19 protein-coding genes are annotated in these 22393 nt (G+C 60.9%); 12 read left to right on the forward strand and 7 right to left on the reverse strand.

Translation table 11 applies throughout. From position 1 onward, the window contains the following. Nucleotides 1-49: 49 nt before the first annotated feature. The gene (locus tag E1956_RS16140; RefSeq protein ID WP_197732879.1) at nt 50-850 is read right to left on the reverse strand and encodes an SDR family NAD(P)-dependent oxidoreductase; all 801 of its coding nucleotides are present in this window, start codon (nt 848-850) and stop codon (nt 50-52) included. Nucleotides 851-1276: 426 nt separating this feature from the next. Between E1956_RS16140 and E1956_RS16145 the strand changes: the two genes are divergently transcribed. Beyond that, the gene (locus tag E1956_RS16145) at nt 1277-2530 is read left to right on the forward strand and encodes a CaiB/BaiF CoA transferase family protein (RefSeq protein ID WP_167760042.1); all 1254 of its coding nucleotides are present in this window, start codon (nt 1277-1279) and stop codon (nt 2528-2530) included. Nucleotides 2531-2593: 63 nt separating this feature from the next. Here the strand turns inward: E1956_RS16145 and E1956_RS16150 are convergent, their stop codons facing one another. Then, entirely contained in the window at nt 2594-3400 is an 807-nt protein-coding gene (locus E1956_RS16150) for an IS5 family transposase (RefSeq protein WP_134750941.1), read from the reverse strand. 99 nt (nt 3401-3499) lie between these two features. Here E1956_RS16150 and E1956_RS16155 point away from each other — a divergent pair, with 99 nt between their 5' ends. Continuing rightward, nucleotides 3500-4417 carry a LysR family transcriptional regulator gene (locus E1956_RS16155; protein ID WP_134750943.1) on the forward strand — a complete coding sequence of 306 codons (918 nt, stop codon included), beginning with the start codon at nt 3500-3502 and terminating at the stop codon, nt 4415-4417. Between the two features lie 106 nt (nt 4418-4523). Here E1956_RS16155 and E1956_RS16160 read toward each other — a convergent pair whose 3' ends face one another. Together E1956_RS16160 and E1956_RS16165 are read right to left on the reverse strand one after the other, a co-directional pair. Continuing rightward, nucleotides 4524-5159, reverse strand: coding sequence for an SDR family oxidoreductase (locus E1956_RS16160; protein WP_134750945.1), 636 nt, complete (start codon nt 5157-5159; stop codon nt 4524-4526). Between the two features lie 178 nt (nt 5160-5337). After that, a complete protein-coding gene (locus tag E1956_RS16165; RefSeq protein WP_134750947.1) occupies nt 5338-6258 on the reverse strand; it encodes an alpha/beta hydrolase in 921 nt (306 codons plus the stop codon). A gap of 150 nt (nt 6259-6408) precedes the next feature. Between E1956_RS16165 and E1956_RS16170 the strand changes: the two genes are divergently transcribed. Beyond that, on the forward strand, nt 6409-7350 hold the full coding sequence (locus E1956_RS16170) for a LysR family transcriptional regulator (RefSeq protein WP_134750949.1): 942 nt from the start codon (nt 6409-6411) through the stop codon (nt 7348-7350). A 92-nt stretch (nt 7351-7442) separates the two neighbouring features. Here the strand turns inward: E1956_RS16170 and E1956_RS46130 are convergent, their stop codons facing one another. Both E1956_RS46130 and E1956_RS16175 read right to left on the reverse strand, forming a co-directional pair. Continuing rightward, entirely contained in the window at nt 7443-7601 is a 159-nt protein-coding gene (locus E1956_RS46130; RefSeq protein ID WP_167760043.1) for a hypothetical protein, read from the reverse strand. A 96-nt stretch (nt 7602-7697) separates the two neighbouring features. Further along, nucleotides 7698-7904: a hypothetical protein gene (locus tag E1956_RS16175; RefSeq protein WP_134750951.1), complete on the reverse strand. Its 207-nt coding sequence runs from the start codon at nt 7902-7904 to the stop codon at nt 7698-7700. A gap of 845 nt (nt 7905-8749) precedes the next feature. On the opposite strand from E1956_RS16175, the gene E1956_RS16180 reads away from it, so the two are divergent. Together E1956_RS16180 and E1956_RS16185 are read left to right on the forward strand one after the other, a co-directional pair. Continuing rightward, nucleotides 8750-10348 (forward strand): PAS domain-containing hybrid sensor histidine kinase/response regulator, encoded by a 1599-nt coding sequence (locus tag E1956_RS16180; protein WP_134750953.1) that lies wholly within the window; start codon nt 8750-8752, stop codon nt 10346-10348. A gap of 24 nt (nt 10349-10372) precedes the next feature. Further along, the gene (locus tag E1956_RS16185) at nt 10373-11548 is read left to right on the forward strand and encodes an adenylate/guanylate cyclase domain-containing protein (RefSeq protein ID WP_134750955.1); all 1176 of its coding nucleotides are present in this window, start codon (nt 10373-10375) and stop codon (nt 11546-11548) included. Nucleotides 11549-11560: 12 nt separating this feature from the next. On the opposite strand, the gene E1956_RS16190 is transcribed toward E1956_RS16185, so the two are convergent. After that, nucleotides 11561-12160 carry a transglycosylase SLT domain-containing protein gene (locus tag E1956_RS16190; RefSeq protein ID WP_134750957.1) on the reverse strand — a complete coding sequence of 200 codons (600 nt, stop codon included), beginning with the start codon at nt 12158-12160 and terminating at the stop codon, nt 11561-11563. An 886-nt stretch (nt 12161-13046) separates the two neighbouring features. Here E1956_RS16190 and E1956_RS16195 point away from each other — a divergent pair. The 7 genes from E1956_RS16195 (at nt 13047) to E1956_RS16225 (ending at nt 22214) form a co-directional block, all read left to right on the forward strand. Continuing rightward, entirely contained in the window at nt 13047-13202 is a 156-nt protein-coding gene (locus tag E1956_RS16195) for a RidA family protein (protein WP_197732880.1), read from the forward strand. A gap of 76 nt (nt 13203-13278) precedes the next feature. After that, nucleotides 13279-14643: a DUF1329 domain-containing protein gene (locus tag E1956_RS16200; RefSeq protein WP_134750959.1), complete on the forward strand. Its 1365-nt coding sequence runs from the start codon at nt 13279-13281 to the stop codon at nt 14641-14643. A gap of 76 nt (nt 14644-14719) precedes the next feature. After that, on the forward strand, nt 14720-16549 hold the full coding sequence (locus E1956_RS16205; RefSeq protein ID WP_134750961.1) for a DUF1302 domain-containing protein: 1830 nt from the start codon (nt 14720-14722) through the stop codon (nt 16547-16549). A gap of 73 nt (nt 16550-16622) precedes the next feature. Continuing rightward, nucleotides 16623-18983, forward strand: a complete 2361-nt coding sequence (locus E1956_RS16210; RefSeq protein WP_134750963.1) for an efflux RND transporter permease subunit — start codon at nt 16623-16625, stop codon at nt 18981-18983. 17 nt (nt 18984-19000) lie between these two features. Then, the gene (locus tag E1956_RS16215; RefSeq protein ID WP_134750964.1) at nt 19001-19966 is read left to right on the forward strand and encodes a WD40/YVTN/BNR-like repeat-containing protein; all 966 of its coding nucleotides are present in this window, start codon (nt 19001-19003) and stop codon (nt 19964-19966) included. 88 nt (nt 19967-20054) lie between these two features. Continuing rightward, a complete protein-coding gene (locus E1956_RS16220; RefSeq protein WP_134750966.1) occupies nt 20055-21533 on the forward strand; it encodes a flavin monoamine oxidase family protein in 1479 nt (492 codons plus the stop codon). Further along, on the forward strand, nt 21534-22214 hold the full coding sequence (locus E1956_RS16225; RefSeq protein WP_134750968.1) for a c-type cytochrome: 681 nt from the start codon (nt 21534-21536) through the stop codon (nt 22212-22214). The last annotated feature ends 179 nt before the right edge of the window (nt 22215-22393 follow it).

Genomic DNA, 22393 nt, shown 5'->3' on the forward strand with positions numbered 1-22393 from the left:
TGTGGTGTTATTACGGATGCGGTGAGCGCGGCCACGCCGCGTGGCATGATCAATGAATGGTGAGTCCGCCAGTCGGGCTGAGCGTCGCGCCTGTGAGGTAAGCGGACTCATCCGATGCCAGGAACGCGACGACCTGGCCGATATCAGGTGGTGCGGCAACGCCGAGCGGGCAGCCAGCAACGACCTTTTCATATTGTTTGCGATGCTGGGCTGAAACCTTGCTTTGCGCACCGAACACGGCGTCCCAGGATGGACTGTCTCGCACGACCGTCACGCAGACGCAATTGACCCGGATCTTGTCTTGAGCGAGTTCTTTGGCGATGACTTTACTCGCCCGGATCAGCCCCCCGGCGAACGTCGAAACAGCGGTCTGGCCCGGCGTCGGTACACGGCCTCCTTCCGAGGTCACAAAGATCACGCTGCCGCCGCCGCGCGGACGCATAAAAGGCAACACGGCTTGTACCGGGAGGAGCTTGGCGGCCGTATTGTCCGCAACCAGCGCGGCGACGCGTGCGAGGTCGATATGGGCGAATGGGCCACGTACGTCGGGAGAACGTGCTTCGTCGTCATTGCCCCCAGCGTTGGCGACGACAATGTCGATGCCACCGTAGCGGCGGGCAGTTTCCGACGCCAACGCGTCCATATCGGCTTTCGATCGAACATCACCGGCCAGAAAATCCGCCTTACCGCCTGCCTGACGTAGTTCGCCAAGCACCGACTCTGCCTTTGCCGGATTTCGTCCACTGATCACGACCGTCGCACCGCGAGCGGCAAGCTGCAACGCGATCCCTTTGCCGATTCCGCCGGTGCCGCCCGTGACAACGGCTACTTTCCCTTCAAGACTGCTCATCGAAATTTGCCTTCAAATCGTGGAGAGATTCGCGCGAGCATGCCCACCGATCGGCTACGCACGACATTGCGGATGGTACGCAGGTGGCCGGTAGCTCGCGGGTAACTGACTGGCGGCGGGCGTACGAACTCCATGGAGCGCCGCCTGACCTGATGTCCAATATTAGGAAGGCAGAGGTCTTAATTCGAGTGCCGTTTTTCGAATCGCCTGTTGACGTTTTTCGAATCGGACCTCGCTGCGTACACGCATGTGAGTGCGATTGTCTGGCTGTCCGAGCGCCGCGCGTGATGATCTGGTGATCCGGGGCAACTTGTGTTGGAGATGCCCGTTCGTGAATCCGCAACGCCGGATTCGCGAATCAGCATTTGAATGCGGCGCCCGGCGCACCTAGCATCCGCCCTATGCAATGAACGAACAGGAGACAAGATGGAGGAGGCACTTCATGATTCACGCGGTGAAGATAAAATCCGCGTTGGGCGTCCGTTGGACGGCATCAGGGTACTGACCGTAGAAAATTTCATCGCGGCGCCGTTTGCTTCCATGTGGCTTGCGGATGCGGGCGCGGAAGTCGTCAAGATCGAGGCGCGCGAAGGCGGTGATTTTGCGCGGAGCACAAGTCCGGTCAGACCCGGCGCCGATGGCAAGCCGAGCGGCCTCGCATTTCTGCGAACGAACCGGAACAAGAAAAGCGTGACGCTCGACCTCAAGCACGCCGAGGGGCAGCGCCTGTTTAAGGAACTCGCCACGCAAGCTGACGTTGTGCTTGAAAACCTGCGGCCGAACGTCATGGACAGGCTGGGAATTGGCTATGCAGAGCTGAGCAGGATTAATCCGCGGCTGATCTATGGCGCTATTTCCGGCTTTGGACACGACGACATATTGCCCAGCCCGTACGGCGACTTTCCTGCGTTCGACATCGTGGGCCAGGCGATGAGCGGGTTGATGTATCGTCCCGAACGCACCGGCGATCGGCCGACCTATCTCGGCTTCTCGCTTGCCGATATCGAGTGCGGCGTCCTGGCGCTCTATGGCGTTGTGCTGGCGCTGTTGCATCGGCAGACGACGGGGAAGGGCAAGAAGATTGATATTTCGATGTACGACGCCTCACTGGTTCTCAACGAAATTTCCGTTGCCATGTACTCCGCAACGAAACGGACAGCGCCGCCTGGCGTCCACGCCGTCACTGCGCCGTTTGGCACCTATCGCGCAAAAGATGGCTATATCGTGATCGCGGTGCTGGGCGAGCACATCTGGAAGCGATTTGCGGACGTGATCGGCCGCCCGGATCTGACAAGTGACCCGAGATTCGCCGATGGCATGTTGCGCAAGCAGCATCTGGACGCGCTGAACGTCGAGATCGACGCATGGCTGGCTGATCGATCGCGGGAGACTGCGCTGGCGACGCTGCGCGCCGGTGGTGTGCCGTGCTCGACGGTCAACGATGTTCCGGATCTGTTCGAATGTCCTCACGTTGCAGCCCGCAAGATGCTCATGACGCTCGATGATCCGGTCTGGGGACACATTGAGGTGGCGGGGAATCCTGTCAAAATGTCGGATGTCCCCGAACCCGAGGCGAAAACGCCGCCGAAACTTGGCGAGCACAACTCGAATGTGCTGCACGAGTGGTTGGGCATGAACGAAGATGAAATTGGCAGGTTGGAGGAACTGAAAGTAATCTGAGTCTGTGGCCAACGCATGCGGGCTTCCCGGTTGACGGCCGGTTCTCCCCGGGCTTAGAAGGTGTTATGCACTTTTGCTAAGGGCTGCAAAGTGGACGAGCATAAGCACGGAGAACACGACGAAATGCAGACCAGCCAACGTTTCGGGCAATCGCTCGTAGTCTCTGGCCAGTCGGCGGAAGCGGTTGAGCCAGCCGAAGCTGCGCTCCACCACCCAGCGCCGCGGCAACAGTACAAAGCCCTTTTTCGCCTCCGGCAACCTGACCACCTGAAGCTCGATGCCTTCATCGCGCGCGGCCTCTGCAGGCTCTTCGCCGGTGTAGCCCTGGTCAGCGAACGCGATTCTCACTGTCTGCCCCGTCGCCTGCTGGACCTGTCGCGCGAGCTCTCCGACCTGTGCACGCTCCTGTTCGTTGGCCGGCGTCACATGAACCGCAAGCAGTTGCCCCAACGTATCCACCGCCATGTGCACCTTGCTGCCTTTCTTGCGCTTGTACCCGTCATAGCCTGCGCGTGGGCCGCTCTCGCACGTCGACTGCAGCGTGCGGCCGTCGAGGATGACTGCACTGGGTTGACCCCGGCGATCCTGCGCCACCCGGATAAGCGAACGCAGGTCATTTACCATGGCCTCGAAACAGCCTGCCTGAATCCAGCGCTGCGTTTGCTGGTAGACCGTCTCCCACGGCGGAAAGTCATTGGGCAGCAGACGCCACGGTGCACCCGCGCGGACAATCCAGCGCAAGGCGTTGAACATCTCGCGCAATTCGTAGCGACGCTGAGGCGCGTCCTGGTTCATCAATGTCAGGTACGGAGCGGCGAAGTACCACTCTTCATCCGATACATCCGTTGGGTAGGGCCTGCGTTTCTTCATCCCGCCAGGGTACCAGGTCTGGCCGAAAGTTCATAACACCTTCTAGCCTCAATTGCTCGTGCCTGCAATGTTACCGGGGCGCAAAGGGAGGGAGAGGATATGGCGGGGTTCAGTCTTCACAATCTGACCAGACGTGTCGATCTGTTCACGTTGCGCTTGTTTCTCACCGTCGTGGAGGAGCAGCAGATGCGTCGCGCCGCGGTGAGAGAAAACATCACGCCGTCCGCCGCGACGAGACGGATCCAGGATCTCGAGGAAACAGCCGGCATCGATCTGTTCGAGCGCACGCCCGGCGGCATGGTGCCCAGTCCTGCTGGCGAAGTGCTTGCTCGCCATGTGCGTTTGATGTTCGAGAATCTCGAGGTCATGCGTCGGGAGGTCGCCGAGTTCACGGAGGGTGTGCGTGGCCATATTCGCATCAGTTCCACGAGCACGATCATCGTTCAGTTTCTCGCGCGGGAAATAGCGGAATTCACGCGAGACTTTCCACTCGTCGACATCGAGTTGCAAGAGGACGCAAACACGAATGTGATCGGCGCCGTGGTCACTGGCAAGGCGGACGTGGCCATGTTCTACGCAACCGACGATATCGACAGGACGATATTCGATATCGTCGAGTATCGAACCGACCGTCTGGTCGCCGTCGTACCGCTCGGGCATAGCCTCGGAGGACGCGCGAGTGTGACGACACGAGACCTGCTCGAGCAGAATGTTATCGGCATCTCGCCGACGACTTCGATGATGACCCAGTTGAGTAACGCGGCGTCCGCGCTGGGGCGGCAGCTCAATGTGAAGTACCGGGTCAATACGATCGAGGCTGCCCGCAGCCTCGTCAAGGCCGGCCTGGGTGTGATGATTCAGCCGGAGAGCATGCTGCCGGTGGAGGACCTTAACAAGGTGATGCTGGTGGCACTGGACGAACCGTGGGCGTTGCGCCGGCTTTGCATCGGCACGCGCCGTGGCGACCCATTGACTGCCGCCACAAGGGCATTCGTCGCCCAATTGACCGATCACTAGCCTCCTTTATGGACTGCGTGCGATGGCTTGTGCGACCGCGCATGCCGATTCCTCGCGTTGTGGAGTGTGCCGTCGACTTTCATATCGATTCTTCCGGCGTTCCGTTTCAGACGAAAGCGGGCTTGTCGCCTTCGGTTCCCGGCTTGTTGACGCCAACGTTGGCGCGCACGAGCTTTTCGGGATGTTCCACGAGATCTACGACCAGATCGGCGACACTTTTACGTGAAACCTCGGTGCCCTTGAACGGTTGGTCGCGTGTGGTGACCTCATAATCCACTTCTTCGTTGTCCTGCAGCCACGCGGCGCGGAGGATGGTGTAATCCACATCGGATGCTTCGATCAGATCAGCGGACCTGCGATATGGCGGCAGATACGCTCCGATCTCCTGCCGGTTCCATTCGCCGAAATTTCCTGGTACCTCATCATAGATCCCGAGGGAGTTAATGAAGATCAGCCGCCTGACGTTGGTGGCCTTCATGGCGGCCAGAATGTGCTCCGTCTGGATGTCCACGTCACCGGCCAGGTTGGCATACACCACGTCCTGGCCCTCCATGACTCGATGCAAAAGTTTCTTGTCCAATACATCGCCGATCACTACGCTCGCGTTCGCGGGCTCTTTTCCGGTCAATTTTTTGGGGTCGCGAATCAGTAGTGTTTGCCTGACGTCCGTTTGCTCTCCCAGCATGCGTACTGCCCAGCGCGCGATCTGACCACTGGCGCCAAGGATTAATACTTTTTTCATGATGTCTTTCCCGATTCGAGGAGTCGGCTCCGCGATAGAACGCGGGAGTCAGTTCGATTTGTATGGCAATGCGGTCCGCGCGCCGGAGGCAGCGAACGCATTGCGATAATGATTGGCCAGCGGATTCCGTAAAGCAGCCGTGGCATAAGCGATTCCCGTTGTGATCCCGGCGGTGGGACTACAAGTTTTCCTTATAGAACGGGATCAGTTTCGCCAGCGCCTTGCCGACCGGCTCGGGCTTGTCGTACAGGTCGTAATGCGACCAGCCTTCGACGACGACCAACTCCTTCGTTTTCGAAGCCGCGCGACCCATGATTTCACAGCCATCCCGGTAGGCACCGAAGGCCCCGACCTTGTCGCCGACCACCACCATGAGCGGCTGGGTGAGGAGCGTCTCACAGAGGTGGAACGCGTCCCAGCCCACCGCGACGGCCTGGTGCGAAAAGAGCGAGCGGTTGACGCCATTTGGCGCGCGGCCACGATCCGAACGGTAGTATTCGGTTGCACCAAAAACGTCGACCTCGGTCAGACCGGCTTCTTTGGCAGCTTCGGGCGAAGGCGGCAACAGATCGTCCACGCGGAGTGCCGCGCCGCGTGCTTCCGCCGTACGTTGTTTGGCCATCGCCTCGAGTGCTGCAATGGGGTTGTAGTTGCTGAAACCTTCGCGCATCAGACGGCCGTAGTTGGCTCCGGTTACAGTGCCCACCGCTTTGATACGGCGTTCGGTCATGGCCGCATTGATCGAGTAGCCACCGCCGCCGCAGATTCCCAACACCCCGATGCGCTCTTCGTCGACGTAGGGGAGCGTCACAAGGTAGTCGCAGACTACGCGGAAATCTTCGACGCGTTGCGACGGGTCTTCGATATAGCGCGGCTCACCGCCGCTATCGCCCTGGAAGCTGGCGTCGAATGCGATGACGACAAAGCCTTCCCTGGCCAATGCCTCGCCGTAGACGTTTCCGGAAGTTTGCTCTTTGCAACTGCCGATCGGATGGGCGCTGATGATGGCAGGATACTGGGTGCCTTCATTGAAATCAGGCGGGAAATAGACGTTGGCGGCGATATCCCAATACAAATGTTTGATCTTGACGCTTTTCATGATGATTCCGTTCAGGTGAGGCGGTTCAGTTCGCACAGATGGAAACTTTGAAACCGGGTGACAACGACCTGAATATAGAGAGTGGTTTGGAATTACGAAAGCTCGCAATCTGGACTACAGTTGTATTGCCAAATTGACAATGGAACCCGGATGGATCCGTCTTTGCTCCCCTCGCTCGCGTGGTTCGCGCACGTTGCGCATCATCGTAGTTTTACGAAAGCCGCCGCTGAGATGGGGGTATCCCGCGCAAATCTCTCGCAAAACGTGAAGGCGCTCGAGCGGCGCCTGAACGTCAAACTGCTCTATCGAACGACTCGCGACATGTCATTGACGGAGGAGGGGAGGCGGCTCTACGAGGTTTGGTATCCGGCACTTGTCGCCCTTGAAAGGACTGTTGACGCGTTGCACGATGAGCGCGATGAGCCTTCCGGCTTGATTCGTATGAACACATCGCGCGTCGCCGCCAAGACCCTCATCGAGCCGCATCTAGAGGAGTTCAGTGCTCGCTTTCCCAAATTGGGACTTGAGTTGGTAATGGACGATGGTCTTGCGAACATCGTTGCGGATGGCTGTGATGTTGGCATCCGGATAGGCGAGAGCCTCGCACCGCACATGATTGCGGTTCCTGTGACGCCTCCGCTGGAAATGGCCGTGGTTGGAACGCCAACGTATTTCGAGCGTTATGGCGAGCCCGCGAAGCCAGGCGATCTGATTCGACACAACTGCTTGCGCTTCCGGCAGGCCAGCGGGGCGATCCATCCCTGGGAGTTTACGTCGCCAGAGGAGCCGGGCCATAGTTTCATGGTGGAACCGCGAGGAAGCGTGACGACCAACGACGACGACGGGATGATCCGCGCGGCGCTGCAAGGCGTTGGGCTTATCCAGCACATTGACATCGCCGTCCAGCCACATCTGGATTCGGGGGCGCTGAAGCGCGTACTGGGGACATGGTGCAAGCCGTTTGCAGGCTTTTATGTCTACGCGCCCACGCGTGCGCAGATGCCGGCGAAGGTCAGGGCGCTTATCGACTTTCTGGTGGGTAAGCGCGAATTGATGACGATCCTTTTCGCCGCCAGACAGGGGACGCAGTGAATGTTGACTGGTCATTGGCGAACGGCTCGGCTTGCCCACTCCGACGATCGCCTCATTGCGCACGCTGTACCAACCCGCATACGAATGCGGGCTCATAACGTCGGCAACCCGAGCGCGTCCGCAAAAATATCGTTTGGCACCGCGCCGCCAATGTTGGGCAAAATCACCGGAGCGCGGCCGGTCTTGCGCGCCACGGAGTTCGACGGCCAGCGCACCCACGGATTGTCGATGTCGAGACGCGCCGCGGGCATGTGCAGCGAGACACGCCAAACGACACCGCGGCCCGGAATCGCGTAGACGGGCCTGGCCGGATTGCCAGCCCCGAGTGCCAGGACCTCCAGCGTGATTCAGCCGAATACGCGTTCGGTCGGCGTCAGGCCGGGCTCGCCGTAGTCGGCGTCGACCTCGGGATCTTCGTCGCCTCCGCCTGTCTCGACTGCGGCGAGCGCGTTCCTGATCGGCCCGGTCAGCGGCGGCGGCCGCAGCGCATCGATCGTGATCCTGCCCTGACCATCGACGAGGCTCGCGATCGCGTTGGCGAGCAACCCGATCAACTATATACCGCTCCCCTGACGCGACATGGCCACTTTACTGACGCGCCCGCCTGGCGCCCGCAATGGGGCGGAGCTGGCCCGTGGCCAACTTTTGCCCAGCGCGGGTGCCGCTTATCGGATTACCGTTAGTGGTCGGGGTGGATTGTGGAGTTGGACTCGTACACATTCGTGCAGAGTACGCCAGACACGGGCTTGCCAGTGTCGTTGTCGATCCCGGTGTAGTGCACACCGGTCTTTTGATTCCAGTCGCATACCCCGGGCGCCGGGCCACCAAGTTCGACGTTATGCATGGGGAACCCGGCCATCGCAGATTCTGCGCCGTCTTTCGAAATACACGCGGATAAAAGTGCAGTTAATGCGAATACAAAGGTCGCTCTCAGCATTGGCGTCTCCGTCATGCGTTATTGACAAGCCTTTGGAAATAACTCAGCCTATCGAGTTAAAAAGCGGCTAATTATAAGGGAGTAAGGGCTTCGCCTGTTGTTTGGCCTTTCCGCAAATACCTATCAGAGGCTTGAATGCTGTCCGTTTGGCCGCTTTATTCCTTTCTACAGTTGACACTGTGGTTGAACGGAGCCATGAAATAGACAATTTATGCTTTAAACCCCGGGCTTCTTGCTTAACCGCATAATCCAGGTCCGGCGCAATGCCTGTCCATCTCCCCGATGTCGGCGCTTGCCCGGCTGCGCCTGAGACCAGCTGGCTCCCGCCAGTGGCAGATGCAGTACCCCTTCGCAGGTCGATCCGCTCCTCATTGACGCTTCGCTACATCAGCGGGAACATGAAGACCGCGATGTGGCCATGCTGCGTCTCCGACACGTCGGCGTGCGTTTTGGGGTTGGATCATGCAAAAGCAAGCAAAATCGACGAATCGTCCTTGTCCCGAAACCGGGGTTTCCGACACTGAACGACGCTTCAGGTCGCTCGCAGACGCGCTACCTCATATCGTATGGACTGCCGATCCAGATGGCTCGGTCGACTTCGTCAGCCGAAGGCTCGAAGCCTATACCGGGCTCGATTTTGCGCAAATTCAGGGTTGGAACTGGACATCGGTGATCCACCCCGATGACGTGCAAGCTGCGCTCGCGAACTGGAAGTCCGCACTCGCGAGCGGCGCCGAATACGAAATGGAGGTGCGCTTAAAGAGTCAATCCGCCGGCACGTATCGCTGGCATGTCGACCGGACCTCGCCGGTGAAAGATGCCGAGGGCCGTGTCGTCAAATGGGTTGGGACGGTCACCGATATCGACGACCAGAAGCAGGCGCTGGCCGCGGCCGACCGCGCCAACCGCGCGAAATCGGACTTCCTGTCCAGCATGAGCCACGAGTTGCGCAGCCCGCTCAATGCGATTCTGGGCTTCGCCCAGCTCATGGCCTCCGAGTCGCCGCCGCCGCCGCCTTCGCAGCAGGCGAGCATCGATCAGATTCTGCGTGCGGGCTGGCACCTGCTGGCGTTGATCAATGAGGTGCTCGATCTGGCGAAGATCGAATCCGGGCAAGTGTCCATTTCGCCGGAGCCGGTCTCGCTGAGCGACATCTTGCGCGAATGCGCATCCATGATCGAGCCGCAGGCGCGTCAACGGCGCATCGTGGTGAACTTTCCGCATGTGGAGCCGCGCTGCCATGTGCGCGCCGACCGGACTCGCTTCAAGCAGATCCTGATCAATCTGCTCTCCAACGCGATCAAGTACAACCGCCCATCGGGCACGGTCACGGTCGAATACGACGCGACGCGCGTAGCGGATCGGGTTCGCATCAGCGTCGCCGATACGGGCCTGGGCTTGTCGCCGGATCAGCTGGGCCAGCTCTTCCAGCCATTCAATCGCCTGGGACAGGATGCTGGCACCGAAGAGGGCACTGGCATTGGCCTCGTGGTGGCGAAGCGGTTGACGGAACTGATGGGCGGCACCATCGGTGTCGAAAGCACCGCGGGAACGGGCAGTGTCTTCTCGATCGAACTCGATGCGGCGCGCGCTCCCGATATTGCGCCGACGACTGCCGCATCGTCTACCGTGCCCGCGAACGCGGCGCCCGAAAGTGGGGCGGCCGCCGAGGCACGCATGCCTACCGTGCTCTATATCGAGGACAATCCGGCCAATCTGAAACTGGTCGAGCAACTGATCGCGAGGCGCCCGGATATCCGGATGCTCAGCGCCATGACGGGTCAACTCGGTGTCGAACTCGCATCGAGTGCGTTGCCGCAGGTGATTGTGATGGACATCAACCTGCCCGATATCAGCGGCGTCGAAGCGCTGAGCATCTTGCGCAAGAATCCAGCCACCGCGCAAATCCCGGTTCTGGCGCTCAGCGCGAATGCGATGCCGCGCGACGTGGAGAAGGGGCTGAAAGCGGGCTTCTTTCGCTATTTGACGAAGCCGATCAAGATCGACCAGTTCATGGAGGCCCTCGCCGAGGCCATCGCGTCCGTGGAAAGCCGGGGCTAGATTCAGGTCGTCGGGCATCGAGCCATGATCGATTCATTAGCGATCCTCAACGCGAAAATTCTGGTCGTCGATGACCTGGAAGCGAATGTGCTGTTGCTCGAACAGATGCTGCGCCGCGCGGGCTATGTTCACGTCACGTCGACGATGGAAGCGTCCACAGTGAGCGAGCTTCATCGGCATCACCGCTATGACCTGATCCTGCTCGATCTCCAGATGCCCGGCTTCGACGGCTTTCAGGTGATGGAGAGCCTCAAGTCGCTCGAAGTGGACAACTATCTTCCCGTCATCGCGATCACCGCCCAGCCGGCCCATAAGTTGCGCGCGTTGCAAACCGGCGCGAAGGACTTCATCAGCAAGCCGTTCGATCTGGCGGAGGTGCTGATGCGTGTCCATAACATGCTGGAGGTCCGCTTGCTGCACCGCGAGTCGCGCGAGTACGGCAAGGCACTCGAGCAAAAGGTGCGGGAAGTGGAGGCGAGCCGCGAGCTGATTCGCCGCCAGAGCGACGAGCTCAAGGATCTCTATGCGAAGGTGGTCGCCGAGCAGAAGGTCTCGGAGCGGCTGTTGCGCAACATGCTGCCCCATCCGATTGCCGAGCGCTTGAAGGCTCATCTTCATGACGTTGCCGACAGCAGCTTTCCGCAGGTGATTGCGGACCGTTTTCCCGAGGTGTCGGTTCTGTTCGCGGACATCGTGAACTTCACCGGCTTTTCGGCTGGCCTGAGCCCCGAGCAACTCGTCGAGATGCTCAGCGATATCTTCACGGATTTCGACAGCATCGCCGACACGCGCGGCCTCGAAAAGATCAAGACCATCGGCGACGCGTACATGGCGGCTGCAGGACTGCCCATTCCCGTGGACGATCACGCGGCGCGCGCGGCGCACATGGCGCTCGACATGATCGATACGATGGCCCGCTTCAACGCGCTGCGGCACTGCGACCTGCAGTTGCGGATTGGCATCAACAGTGGCGAAGTCGTGGCGGGCGTGATCGGCAAGCGCAAGTTCATCTACGACTTGTGGGGCGTTGCCGTGAATCTCGCGAGCCGGATGGAATCGCACGGCATGGCCGGGCGTGTGCAGGTCACGGCGGCCACCCGCGAGAGGCTGGGCGATCCCTTCGTGTTCGAGGCGCGCGGCACGATTGTGACGAAGGGCATGGGCGAGCTCCGAACGTGGTTCCTGGTCGGCCGAGTCTAAACAAGACCGCGGCTACAAACCGAATTCCGCTTTCATCATGCGCAAGCGATCGGCTACGCGTTGTGCATAGCCCTTGGCCCCTCCGCTATAGCGATTTAACGCGGCCTCCAGATTGCCACCTGACGCCCTTATATAGTCTCGCAGAATGGCGGATCCAATACGGACGTTCGTGCGCGCGTCGGTCAAATCGGACGTGTCAAGGACACGGTCTCTGTGTTGAGACGGAAGCACTTGCATGAGTCCCTCGGCGCCAGCCACACTGACTGCAAATCGGTCGAAACCCGATTCGACCGCGATCACTGCAAGCAATAACAACGGCGAGATTGCGTAGCGTCGTGCCGCAATTAGCACCGCGTGACCGATTTCCAAGGCGCCGTGCAGTCCTATATGAAAGCGGGCACTCACAACGGTCGCGATTTCCTCTGCCGTGGGCGCTGCCTCTGTCGGGACGTCGACAGTTTGAGTGGACGCCGGCCAATCCGACGCAACAGCGCCATAACACAGTCCCGTTAGCGAGAAGAAAACCACAGTCGCCGCGAGGACAATATTGCGAAGACGGAGCGCAAGCGTGTGTAACCACCCAATAGCCTCTTCGCTCAGGTTCGTGAACACGGCCTATGTTCCTCAAGATTGCGTGCGGGGCTCACGCCCGCGTCCGGCTGGAAATGCAATATGCGGACGCTATAGTATGCATACCTGACTAAAATCTACCGTTCGACGGTAGACGTTCTTGTTTAGCCATGGCACGAACGTGTACTCGTCGTATGCGTTGCTGCCCATATAGATCCAATTGCTGAGAATGCCAAACATCACCGTCTCCTACCTGTTTCGCCGCTAACTGTTCGCAGCACCGGTATCGCGACAAAAGCCGCTCCAAGCCACGTTCTCGCGCCTTCCGATGCCAAGGCGGCGGGTTGCTAACGCTATCGACTGCACCCTTTCATGCACAAGCGGGGATTGCAGACAGATTGTAGAACACAATACCTAAGATAGGTATGTTTACAAAATAAAACAAGAAGACTTTGGCGGCAAGCCGGTTGCCTTGTGTCCACAAAGGCGGCCTCGATCGCTGCTCAAGCTGCTTGCAGGTGCCGAAACCGCATCCTGCGACTGACCGTGGGGCTGGCAGGCTGGTGTGTCGTCATGTGGACCCCCGGGAATACCCTCTTTTTCCCTGTTTTCTGTCTTTTTCATTGTGACCTAATTTAGGTAACATTTTCCACGAAGAGGCTGGGAGCGTTTGTAACCGGGGAGCCGAATGACGGCACCTACCCACACACAGGGAATTCCCTCTCTTTTTTCTTTTTTCTATTTTTGTATCATGACCTAACTTTGGTAAAGTTTTCTACGTAGGCGTCGCGGGAAGCGTTAGCAACCTGGTCGCCGATTGACGATCCAGGAGTTCAGCCATGAATGAAGAACTTGCCGTGTTGAAAGAAGGGAATCCGTTTCGCGCGCCGTGTTTCCGTCAACTTGTCTGATCAAAGGGACCACCATCATGACAATGTCCATCGCGCGGCAATCGATCGTCCCGCCGCCGTTCCAGGCGTTCTACAACGCTAACCATTGCTCGCCCACGACCCGGGTGGGGAACACGATCTGGGTCTCGGGCCAGGTCGGCATGGGCCCGGATATGAAAGCCGGCAAGGGCTGAGCGGTTCGGCTCCCATGCGCTGGGTTTGAATCTAATAATAGGCACTACGAATTAGAGTGAGATCGGAAGGAGAGTCATGATGAGAAAGCACACCATCGGAGCCGTATCGGCCATCGCGGCTGCATTATTGCTTGCGGCCGGAGCGGCCGTTGCCGACGACCTCACGCCGGCAGGTGCCGAGCGCGCAGCCAGCAAGGACGGGCTCGTGCCGGCGTTTTCCGGCAGGCAAGCCACGCCCGCAGGCTGGGAGTGGGGCAAGGTTCGCGGCGACTTCTGGAAGCACAAGAGCGAGAAGCCGCTGTACACGATCGACGCTTCGAACGTCGATAAATACGCCGACAAGCTGTCGCCCGGGCAGATCCAGTTGATCAAGCAGATGAAGGGCTATCGCATGGACGTCTATCCGTCCCACCGCGAATGCCAGTTGCCGGATTTCGCCGAGCAGAATTCGAGCGCGAATCTGACGACGGCGAAGCTCGCTTCGGATGGCGAGACGGTGCAGGCCGCAGTGCTGCCGGGCGTGGCGTTTCCGCAGCCAAAGAACGGCGCCGAAGCGATCCTCAACTACGAAACACGATACCGCGGCGAGGGTGTCGAGTGGTCGCCGGTCGTCACGGCTATTTCCCCGCGCCCCGGCAGCAGCGACTGGATCGATGCAGTCGGTCCTCAGGTCTTCTATTTCCCGGGGGGCAAGGATGGCAAGAGCACGCCACAGGATGTTGACCAGCTCAGCCTCGCTGCGTACTTCTCCGTCGATTCGCCGGCAGCACTGGCCGGGCAGGCCTTCGTGCAGCGCCAGTACTTCGACAAGGACTCGGAAACCTACTACTACTTTCCAGGGCAGCGCCGCGTGAGGCGCATGCCGGCCTATACGCACGATGCACCGCTGATCGGCTTCGAGAATCAGTATCTGATCGACGAATCCAACATGTTCAATGGCTCCATCGACCGGTTCAACTGGAAGCTCGTGGGCAAGAAGGAAATGATCGTCCCGTATGACGATTTCGGCATGTACACCTTCAAGGACAAGTTGCACGACGTCGCCACGCCCAATGGCATTTCGCCCGATCATCGCCGCTACGAGGTGCACCGCGTCTGGGTGGTCGAAGCAACGCTCAAGCCTACGGCGCGTCACGTCGCTTCGAAAAAGATCTTTTATCTGGACGAGGACAGCTGGCTCGCGCTCGTGGGCGAGGACTATGACGCGCAGGGCAAGCTCTGGAAAGTGCGCGAGAGCTATCCGATTCCGGTATGGGAGCTGGGCGGCGCCTGCGATAACGAGCCGTTCGTGCAGTATGACCTGAACAACGGACGCTATGTGTTCGACGCCTCCTCGATCGGCCAGGGCAAGGACATTCGCTGGTACCAGCAAATCAACGACCCGCGCTTCAAGACAGACTTCTACACGGCTGAATCCCTGCGGTCCGTGAGCGAGCGCTGAGGTCAGGCGCAGGTACCGGGGACCGACGCGCGCCGGTGGCGTGCGTCGGCATCGAGGGCGATGGCAGGGGAGACGCATGAAAACCAAGCTCATTGGAAGGGATGTTGCGGTCACGCTCGCCCTATTCGGAACAGCGGCCACGGGTGCGTACGGTTACGAGTTCACGACAGGCTTTAACGATCTCTCGGGTTCGTGGGTGACCAATCTCACGGCGGGCGCGGGCATCCGCACCCAGAACCCGAGCTGCTCGCTCACAGGCGATCCGAACGCGTTCGGGTGCGGTGCGGCGGCCAACGTCAATCAGTGGGGCGTGGGCGACGACGGCGACCTGAACTACCGCAAGGGTCAGCCCTTCAGCACCTATATCAGCGCGACCAGCGAGCTGCTGCTGAAGATGCCCAGCGAGGGGCTCAAGTTCATGATCCGCGGCACGGGCATGTACGACTTTCTCGCGGGCGACACGAACCGCACGCCGCTCTCCAGCACCGCCGCGGCGCAGGTCGTCTACAACGCGCAGCTGCTCGATCTGTGGGGCGAGAAGGACTTCACGATCAACGGTCAGAACGCGCACGTACGTCTCGGCAACCAGGTGATCAACTGGGGCGAGAGCATGTTCGCGCAGGGCGGCATCAACGCCACCAATTCGCTCGACGTGCAGAAGCTGCTGATTCCCGGTTCGCAGCTGAAGCAGGCATTGCTGCCCGCGCCGATGATCAGTTTCGCAGCCGATCTTTCTCACGGCTTTAGTACTGAGGATTACTATCAATTTCAGTGGAACGGCAATCGTTATCCACCGGTGGGTTCGTTCTGGTCCGTGTCCAACAGCCTGGGCCGTGGCACGGACCCGTATACGGTGAGCACCACGAATCTCAACGTGGCCGGCCCCAGTGCAGGCACGATCGCGGGGCCCAATAGCGGCAACCAGAACGTGCTCAACGGGATCAATACTGGGCTCGTCAACGGCGCGTTTGCCGGGCCGCCCTTTAACGATATCGGCTTGCCTGTGAACTGGCAGGCGCCGTCGAAGTACCATCCGCAGTTCGGCATGAAGTTCAACTATTCGCCGCGCTCGTTCGATGCGAATTTCGCGGTCTATTACGAGAACTATACCGACAAGTCGCCGGTGCTCTCGTCGCTGGCCAACGGCACGCTGGACTGGTCGTATCTGCAGAACCGGCAGCTCTTTGGCGCCAGCGCGAATTTCGGCATCGGCAACTGGGCGATCGGCACCGAGCTGTCGTACCGGCCGCACGATGCCGTGGCGCTCTCGAGCTGCTATGGCGCGGGCGGCCCGCTCGACCTGAACACCAATGGCGTGGCCGGGGTGAATTGCCAGCAATGGGCCGACGAGAAGAAGTTCCAGTACGACCTCAATGGCCTGCTCGCGCTCACGCGCAGCGAGTATCCGTTCCTCAAGCTGCTCGGTGCAGATGAGGCCACCCTGACTTGGGAGCTCACCTGGATCTACTACCCGGGCCTGAGCACGCACGGCATCACGCGCACGGTCGACGGCCAGACGGTCACGCAGGTGCCCCAGGCGGGCTATCTGCCGTGGCTGAACAACAACTCGGGCCTGGGTTACCCGATCGGCATGGCGCAAGGCACGTCCAGTTCCGTGGGTGCAACGATCGACTTCAACTGGACCTATGACGGCACGCTGATCCACGGCTGGCAGGTGACGCCCGGCGTGACGTTCGCCGACGGGCTCTACGGCTATACGCCGACGCTCAGCGCGAACTACCTCCAGGGCGCGAAGTCGCTGAACCTCTATGTGCTGTTCAACCAGAACCCGACCGTCTGGCAGGCGGGGATCAACTACACGCTGTTCTGGGGCGGGCACAACACCGTAGGGAACCCCTACGCAGACCGCAACTTCGTCGGGATGTTCGTCACCCGGAACTTCTGATGGCCAAAGCGCCGGTGGGTGGTCCAATGCCGCTTGTCGCTGAAACGGCCGAAACGCTTGAAGGAAAAATGCCGTGTTAAATCGTCTGGTAAAAACGCTGGAGCGGTGCTTCTTCGGTCATCGCGCGGCGGTGCTCGTGAGCATCGGCCTGTTCACCGCCGTGATGGCCTTCTTCGCCGTGCAGCTGCGCATGGATGCGGGCTTCGAAAAGCAGATGCCTATTGGCCATGAATACATCCAGACCTTCCAGAAGTACCGCGCCGACCTGCTCGGCGCGAACCGCATCACCGTGGTCGTGCGCGCGCGCAAGGGCTCGATCTGGACGAAGGATGGGCTCACGCGCCTGTACAGGGTGACCCAGGCGGTCACGTATCTGCCCAACGTGGACCGCATCGGCGTGCAGTCGCTGTGGACGCCGAACGCTTACGTGAACGAGATCACCGACGAGGGCTTTCGCGCCGAGCCGATCATCTCCGGCACGATCACACCCGACCAGCTCACGCCCGATGTGGTCGCGAAGATCCGCCATGCGACCACGCTGGGCGGCTATGTCGGCACGCTCGTTTCGCATGACGAAGACAGCGCGATGATCACGGCCGAGCTCAACGAGCGCGACCGCAACGGCAAGGTGCTCGACTACGTGGCATTCAACCGTCTGCTCGAAGCGCAGATCCGCAAGCCGTTCGAAGACGCGGGCTATGAAATCCAGATCATCGGCTTCGCCAAGCAGATCGGCGACATCGCCGATGGCGCAACCGCCGTGCTCGGCTTCTGCGGCATCGCATTGCTGCTCACTGCGCTCGCGGTCTACTGGTACTGCCACTCGGTGCGCTTCACGGTGCTGCTGATTTCGTGCTCGCTGACGTCGCTGGTCTGGCAGTTCGGCACGTTGAAGCTGCTGGGCTTTGGACTGGATCCGCTCGCGGTGCTGGTGCCGTTTCTCGTGTTCGCGATTGGGGTTTCGCACGGCGTGCAGCAGGTGAACTACATCGTGCGCGAGATTGCGCACGGCCACAGCGCGTTCGATGCCGCGCGCCACAGCTTCAGCGGTCTGCTGATTCCGGGTGTGCTGGCGCTCGTGACGGCGTTCGTCTCGTTCATCACGCTGTTGCTGATTCCGATTCCGATGGTGCGCGAGCTGGCCATCACGGCCTCCCTTGGCGTGGCCTACAAGATCGTGACGAATCTCGTGCTGCTGCCGGTCGCGGCGTCGTGCTTCAACTTCACGAAGCGCTATGCGGATAGTGCCCTGAAGCGCAGCGAACAGCGCTCGACATGGCTGCGCGGGCTCGCGCGCATCGCCGAGCCGAAGTATGCCGGTCTCACCGTGGCATTGACGCTGGTGGTGTTCGCACTGGCCGCCTGGCAAAGCCGCGACCGCGTGATCGGCACGCTCCAGCCCGGAGCGCCGGAGCTGCGAGCGGACGCGCGTTTCAACCGTGACGCCACGTCGATTGCCTCGAGCTACGACATCGGGCTCGACTGGCTCACGGTGGCGATCGAATCGACGGGCAAGGCGTGCGATAACCCCGCGGTCGGGCTGTACGAAGACGACTTCACGAGCGCGATGCGCACCGAGCCGGGCGTGGTGTCGGTGCAGTCGTACTCCGGGATGCTGCGCCGCTACAACCAGGGCTACAACGAGGACTATCCGAAGATGAATGTCGTGCCGATCGACCCGGAAAACTATGGTGCGGTATCGGTGGACACGGGCCGGGTGAAGGGCTTCATGAAAGTGGATTGCAGCATGACGGCCGTGCACCTGTTCCTCACCGATCACAAGGCTACGACGATCAACCGGATTCTCGACGACGTGAAGACGTACCGCGCAACGCATCCGTTCCCGGGCATCACGGTGCGGCTCGCGGCTGGCAATGCGGGCGTGCTGGCGGCGACCAACGAGGAGGTGGCGGCGAGCGAACTGCCGATGATGCTCTATGTCTACGCGGCGATCCTGATCCTCGTGTTCCTGGCCTACCGCGACTGGCGCGCGATGCTGGCGTGCTGCCTGCCGCTGACGGTGGCCACCTTCATCGGCTACTGGTTCATGAAGGGACTGCAGATCGGCCTCACGGTGGCCACGCTGCCGGTGATGGTGCTGGCGGTAGGCATCGGCGTGGACTACGCGTTCTATATCTACAACCGCTTGCAGGTACATCTGGCGGGTGGGCAGAGCATCGTGAAGGCGGTTCAGCACGCGATGCTCGAGGTGGGCGTGGCGACGATTTTCACGGCCATCACGCTGGCGATCGGCGTGGCGACATGGAGCTTCTCGGCGCTGAAGTTCCAGGCCGACATGGGCAAGCTGCTGGCGTTCATGTTCCTCGTGAACCTGCTGATGGCGATGACCGCGCTGCCGGCACTGGCCTCGGTGCTGGAGCGCTGGTTCCCGCGCCGTAAGCCGGCGCGTGCGCCGGGCCTGTTCAGCCACTAAACATGGGGGACGCAGTCATGATCAAGACGCTTGTTGCCTGCGCCGCGTTGTGCGCGAGTGCCGTTGCCTTGGCACAGCCCGCAGGCATGGTGGCAGACTGGGCGGCCAAACCCGCCCACGCCTGGAGCGCGCCGTCCCACATGATGCTGCTGGACGCAACGCATGCGGGCAAGCGCATCGTCGCGGTGGGCGAGCACGGAGTCATCATAATTTCGGAAGACGAAGGAAAAACATGGCGCCAGGCGCGCGAGGTGCCGGTGTCGGCCACGCTCTCGGCGGTGACGTTCACCGACGCGCAGCACGGCTGGGCAGTGGGTCAGTGGGGCGTGATCCTCGCGACCCGCGACGGCGGCGAGACGTGGCAGAAGCAACGGATGGACCTCTCGGTGGACCAGCCGCTGTTCTCGGTGCTGTTCACCAACGCGCAGGACGGCATGGCAGTGGGGCTGTGGTCGCTGATGCTCGCAACGCATGACGGCGGCAAGACATGGACCAAGGTGACGGTGCCGAAGCCGCCAGGCGCCGGCAGGGCGGATCGCAATCTGTACCACGTTTTCGCGGATAAACAAGGCGCGCTCTACATCGACTCCGAACAGGGCATGGTGCTGAAGTCGACCGATGGCGGCGCGACGTGGAGTTATCTGCCGACGGGCGGAAAGGGCACGCTGTGGGCAGGCGTGGCGCTGCCCGATGGACGCATCGTCGTGGGCGGACTGCTCGGCAGCCTGTACCAGAGCAGTGACGGAGGCGCAACGTGGACCGCGCTGAACGCCAACACGAAGAGTTCGATCGCGGATCTGGTTGCGACCGGAAACGGGCTGCTCGGCGTTGGACTCGACGGACTGGTGTTGCGCCAACGCGGGGGCAGCGCGTCGTTCGAGGTTCACCAGCGCGAGGATCGCGCGACGCTCACCGCCGCATTGATCGACGGTGCGGGCAAGCCGATCCTGTTTTCGCAAGACGGGGTGCTGCCAGCGCGTTGAGCAATGCAAGTCCCCACCTTGTTAAAGCGCTTTCCTCAAGAGCAGAGAAAACAGTAGAGGAACAATGAAACTGACCTGGTCATCAAAGATGGATCGGAAACGCAGGCCGGATACCCAGACGCGGCGCCAGCTTCTACGCTTTACGGCGATGGGTGCGGCGTCACTGGCGGCTGGTGGCATGTCGCTGGCGCAGGCCGCCGTAACGAAACCCACGGACGGCGATGCTCTGGACGTCGCAATCATCGGGGCGGGTCTCGCGGGATTGACCGCGGGCCGCGACCTCGAACTGGCCGGATGCGATTCGTTCGTCGTGCTCGAGGCCCGCAACCGCGTTGGTGGACGCACCTATAACCATGACCTCGGCCACGGCATCGTTTCCGAAGCCGGCGGGCAGTGGATCGGTCCTGGCCAGACCGCCATCTTCGATCTGGCCCGTGAGCTCGGGATCGACACCTTTCCGAGCTGGTACACCGGCAAGACCGTCGTGCTGGCACAGGACGTGGCGGTGGCCCAGGATTTTCAGGGCGGCACGGGGGGCGACGAAACGATCGGTAACCGGCTTGCCGAGCTGGCGCGCGGTGTGCCGTCCGGCGCGCCGTGGAAGGCACCGCACCTGGCGGAACTGGACAAGCTCTCGTACGGCGACTGGCTCTTGCAGCAGGGCGTGAAATACGAGGATGGCTACTTTCTCGCGCTGGCGGCAAAGCTGACTACGGGCGGTGCGCCAGCCCAGCTAGGTCTTCTGCATTACTTATCGATGATCAACAGTGCGAGCTGCAACTACACGCAGCTCGAAGCGTTCAAGGGCGGCGCGCAAGAGACGCGCATCGTCGGCGGCTCGCAGCGTCTGAGCATCAAGATGGCCGAGCGGCTCGGCAACAAGGTCAGGCTGTCCTCGCCAGTGCGCAAGATCTCAGGCTGGGACCGCGATGTGGTCGAGCTGCACACCGATCAGAGCGTGGTCAGAGCGCGTCGCGTGATCGTGGCGATGAATCCGGCCCTGTGCAATCAGGTGGTTTTCGATCCACCGTTGCCTGGTGGGCGCGCGCAACTCCAGCAGAACTGGCCCACCAATGCCCCAATGCGCAAGGCGGTCCACGTCTACGACAAACCGTTCTGGCGTGACGCCGGTTACTGCGGAACGATCTTCCAGGTCGGTGGCCCGGTCTTCATGGCGTACGACAACTCGCCTCCCGATGCATCGCTCGGCGTGATCGCCGCATTTGTCGCGCCGGGGATGTTGCCGGACGATCCCACGACGGCCGAAAAGACGCTGTCGGCAACGTATGCCAAGGCATTCGGAGATCGCGCGCTGCGTCCGGCGCAATTCCATGACTACGACTGGGGCCGCGTCGATCCCTGGACCCTGCATTGCATCAATCCCATGCCGCCAGGCTTCTGGACGAAATGGGGCAAGTATTTGCATCCCGAAGTCGGCCGCCTGATCTGGTCGGGGACCGAAACCGCCGATATCTGGGCCGGCGCGATGGATGGCGCTGTGCGTTCGGGCCACCGCGCAGCCTTGCAGGCGCTGGCAGGTTTCACTCGACGCGGCGAGGTGGCGTGAATGAAACGGGCATGGATCGTTGGCGCAGTCGTCGTGCTGGCAGGCGTCGTGGGCGCGGGAGCGCTCTACGGACGCGATTATCTCGACGGCATGCATTTCGAACAGGCGATGAACGAGATCGACAAGACGGAGGTGGCCAACGGCGGCCCCTGGCCGCAACCGCAGGAAACCTGTTACTTCTGTCATGGTACGCACGGCCAGTCCGTCAATGCCTGGTATCCGGCGCTGTCCGGACAGCCCGAGGCTTATCTCGTCGCACAGTTGCACGGGTTTGCTACTGGGCAGCGAGCTAATCCCTACATGGGGGCGATTGCGAGGGCACTCACGGATGAACAGATCAAATCGCTCGCTAGTTATTTCGCGCGGCAGACACCGGCCCAGAGTGAAGCGGTGCACGCAGAGGCGGCGCTCGACAAGCGGGGCATGGCGCTAGTCGCGGCGAAAAGCTGCCAGGCCTGCCACGGAGCGTCGTTCATGGGCCGCGATCAGATACCGCGTCTGGCGGGCCAGGGCGAGGCCTATCTCGCGAAGCAACTCGCCGCCTTCAAGTCGGGTGAACGTCATGACCCGAGCGGTGCAATGAACGGGATGGCGGCCACCTTGTCCGGCGAAGACATCCGCGCGGTGGCCAGCTATCTCGCCGGCTTGACGCCAGGAGGCAGCACCGCAGGCAGGCAATAGCCGCTACGGCATAGCGGAGCAGGAATCGCGTAAACGGCAGGGAATACCCTGTCTTTTTTCGCCTTCTATATTTTGTAACATGGACTAAGTTTTGTATTGTGTTCTATTAAGCGCGCGTGCATCATCGCAGCATCATCCGACGGCACTACGCGTCAGTCGTTGGTGACATACCGGGCATT

Source organism: Paraburkholderia pallida, from assembly GCF_004524855.1.
Taxonomy (GTDB): Bacteria; Pseudomonadota; Gammaproteobacteria; order Burkholderiales; family Burkholderiaceae; genus Paraburkholderia; species Paraburkholderia oxyphila.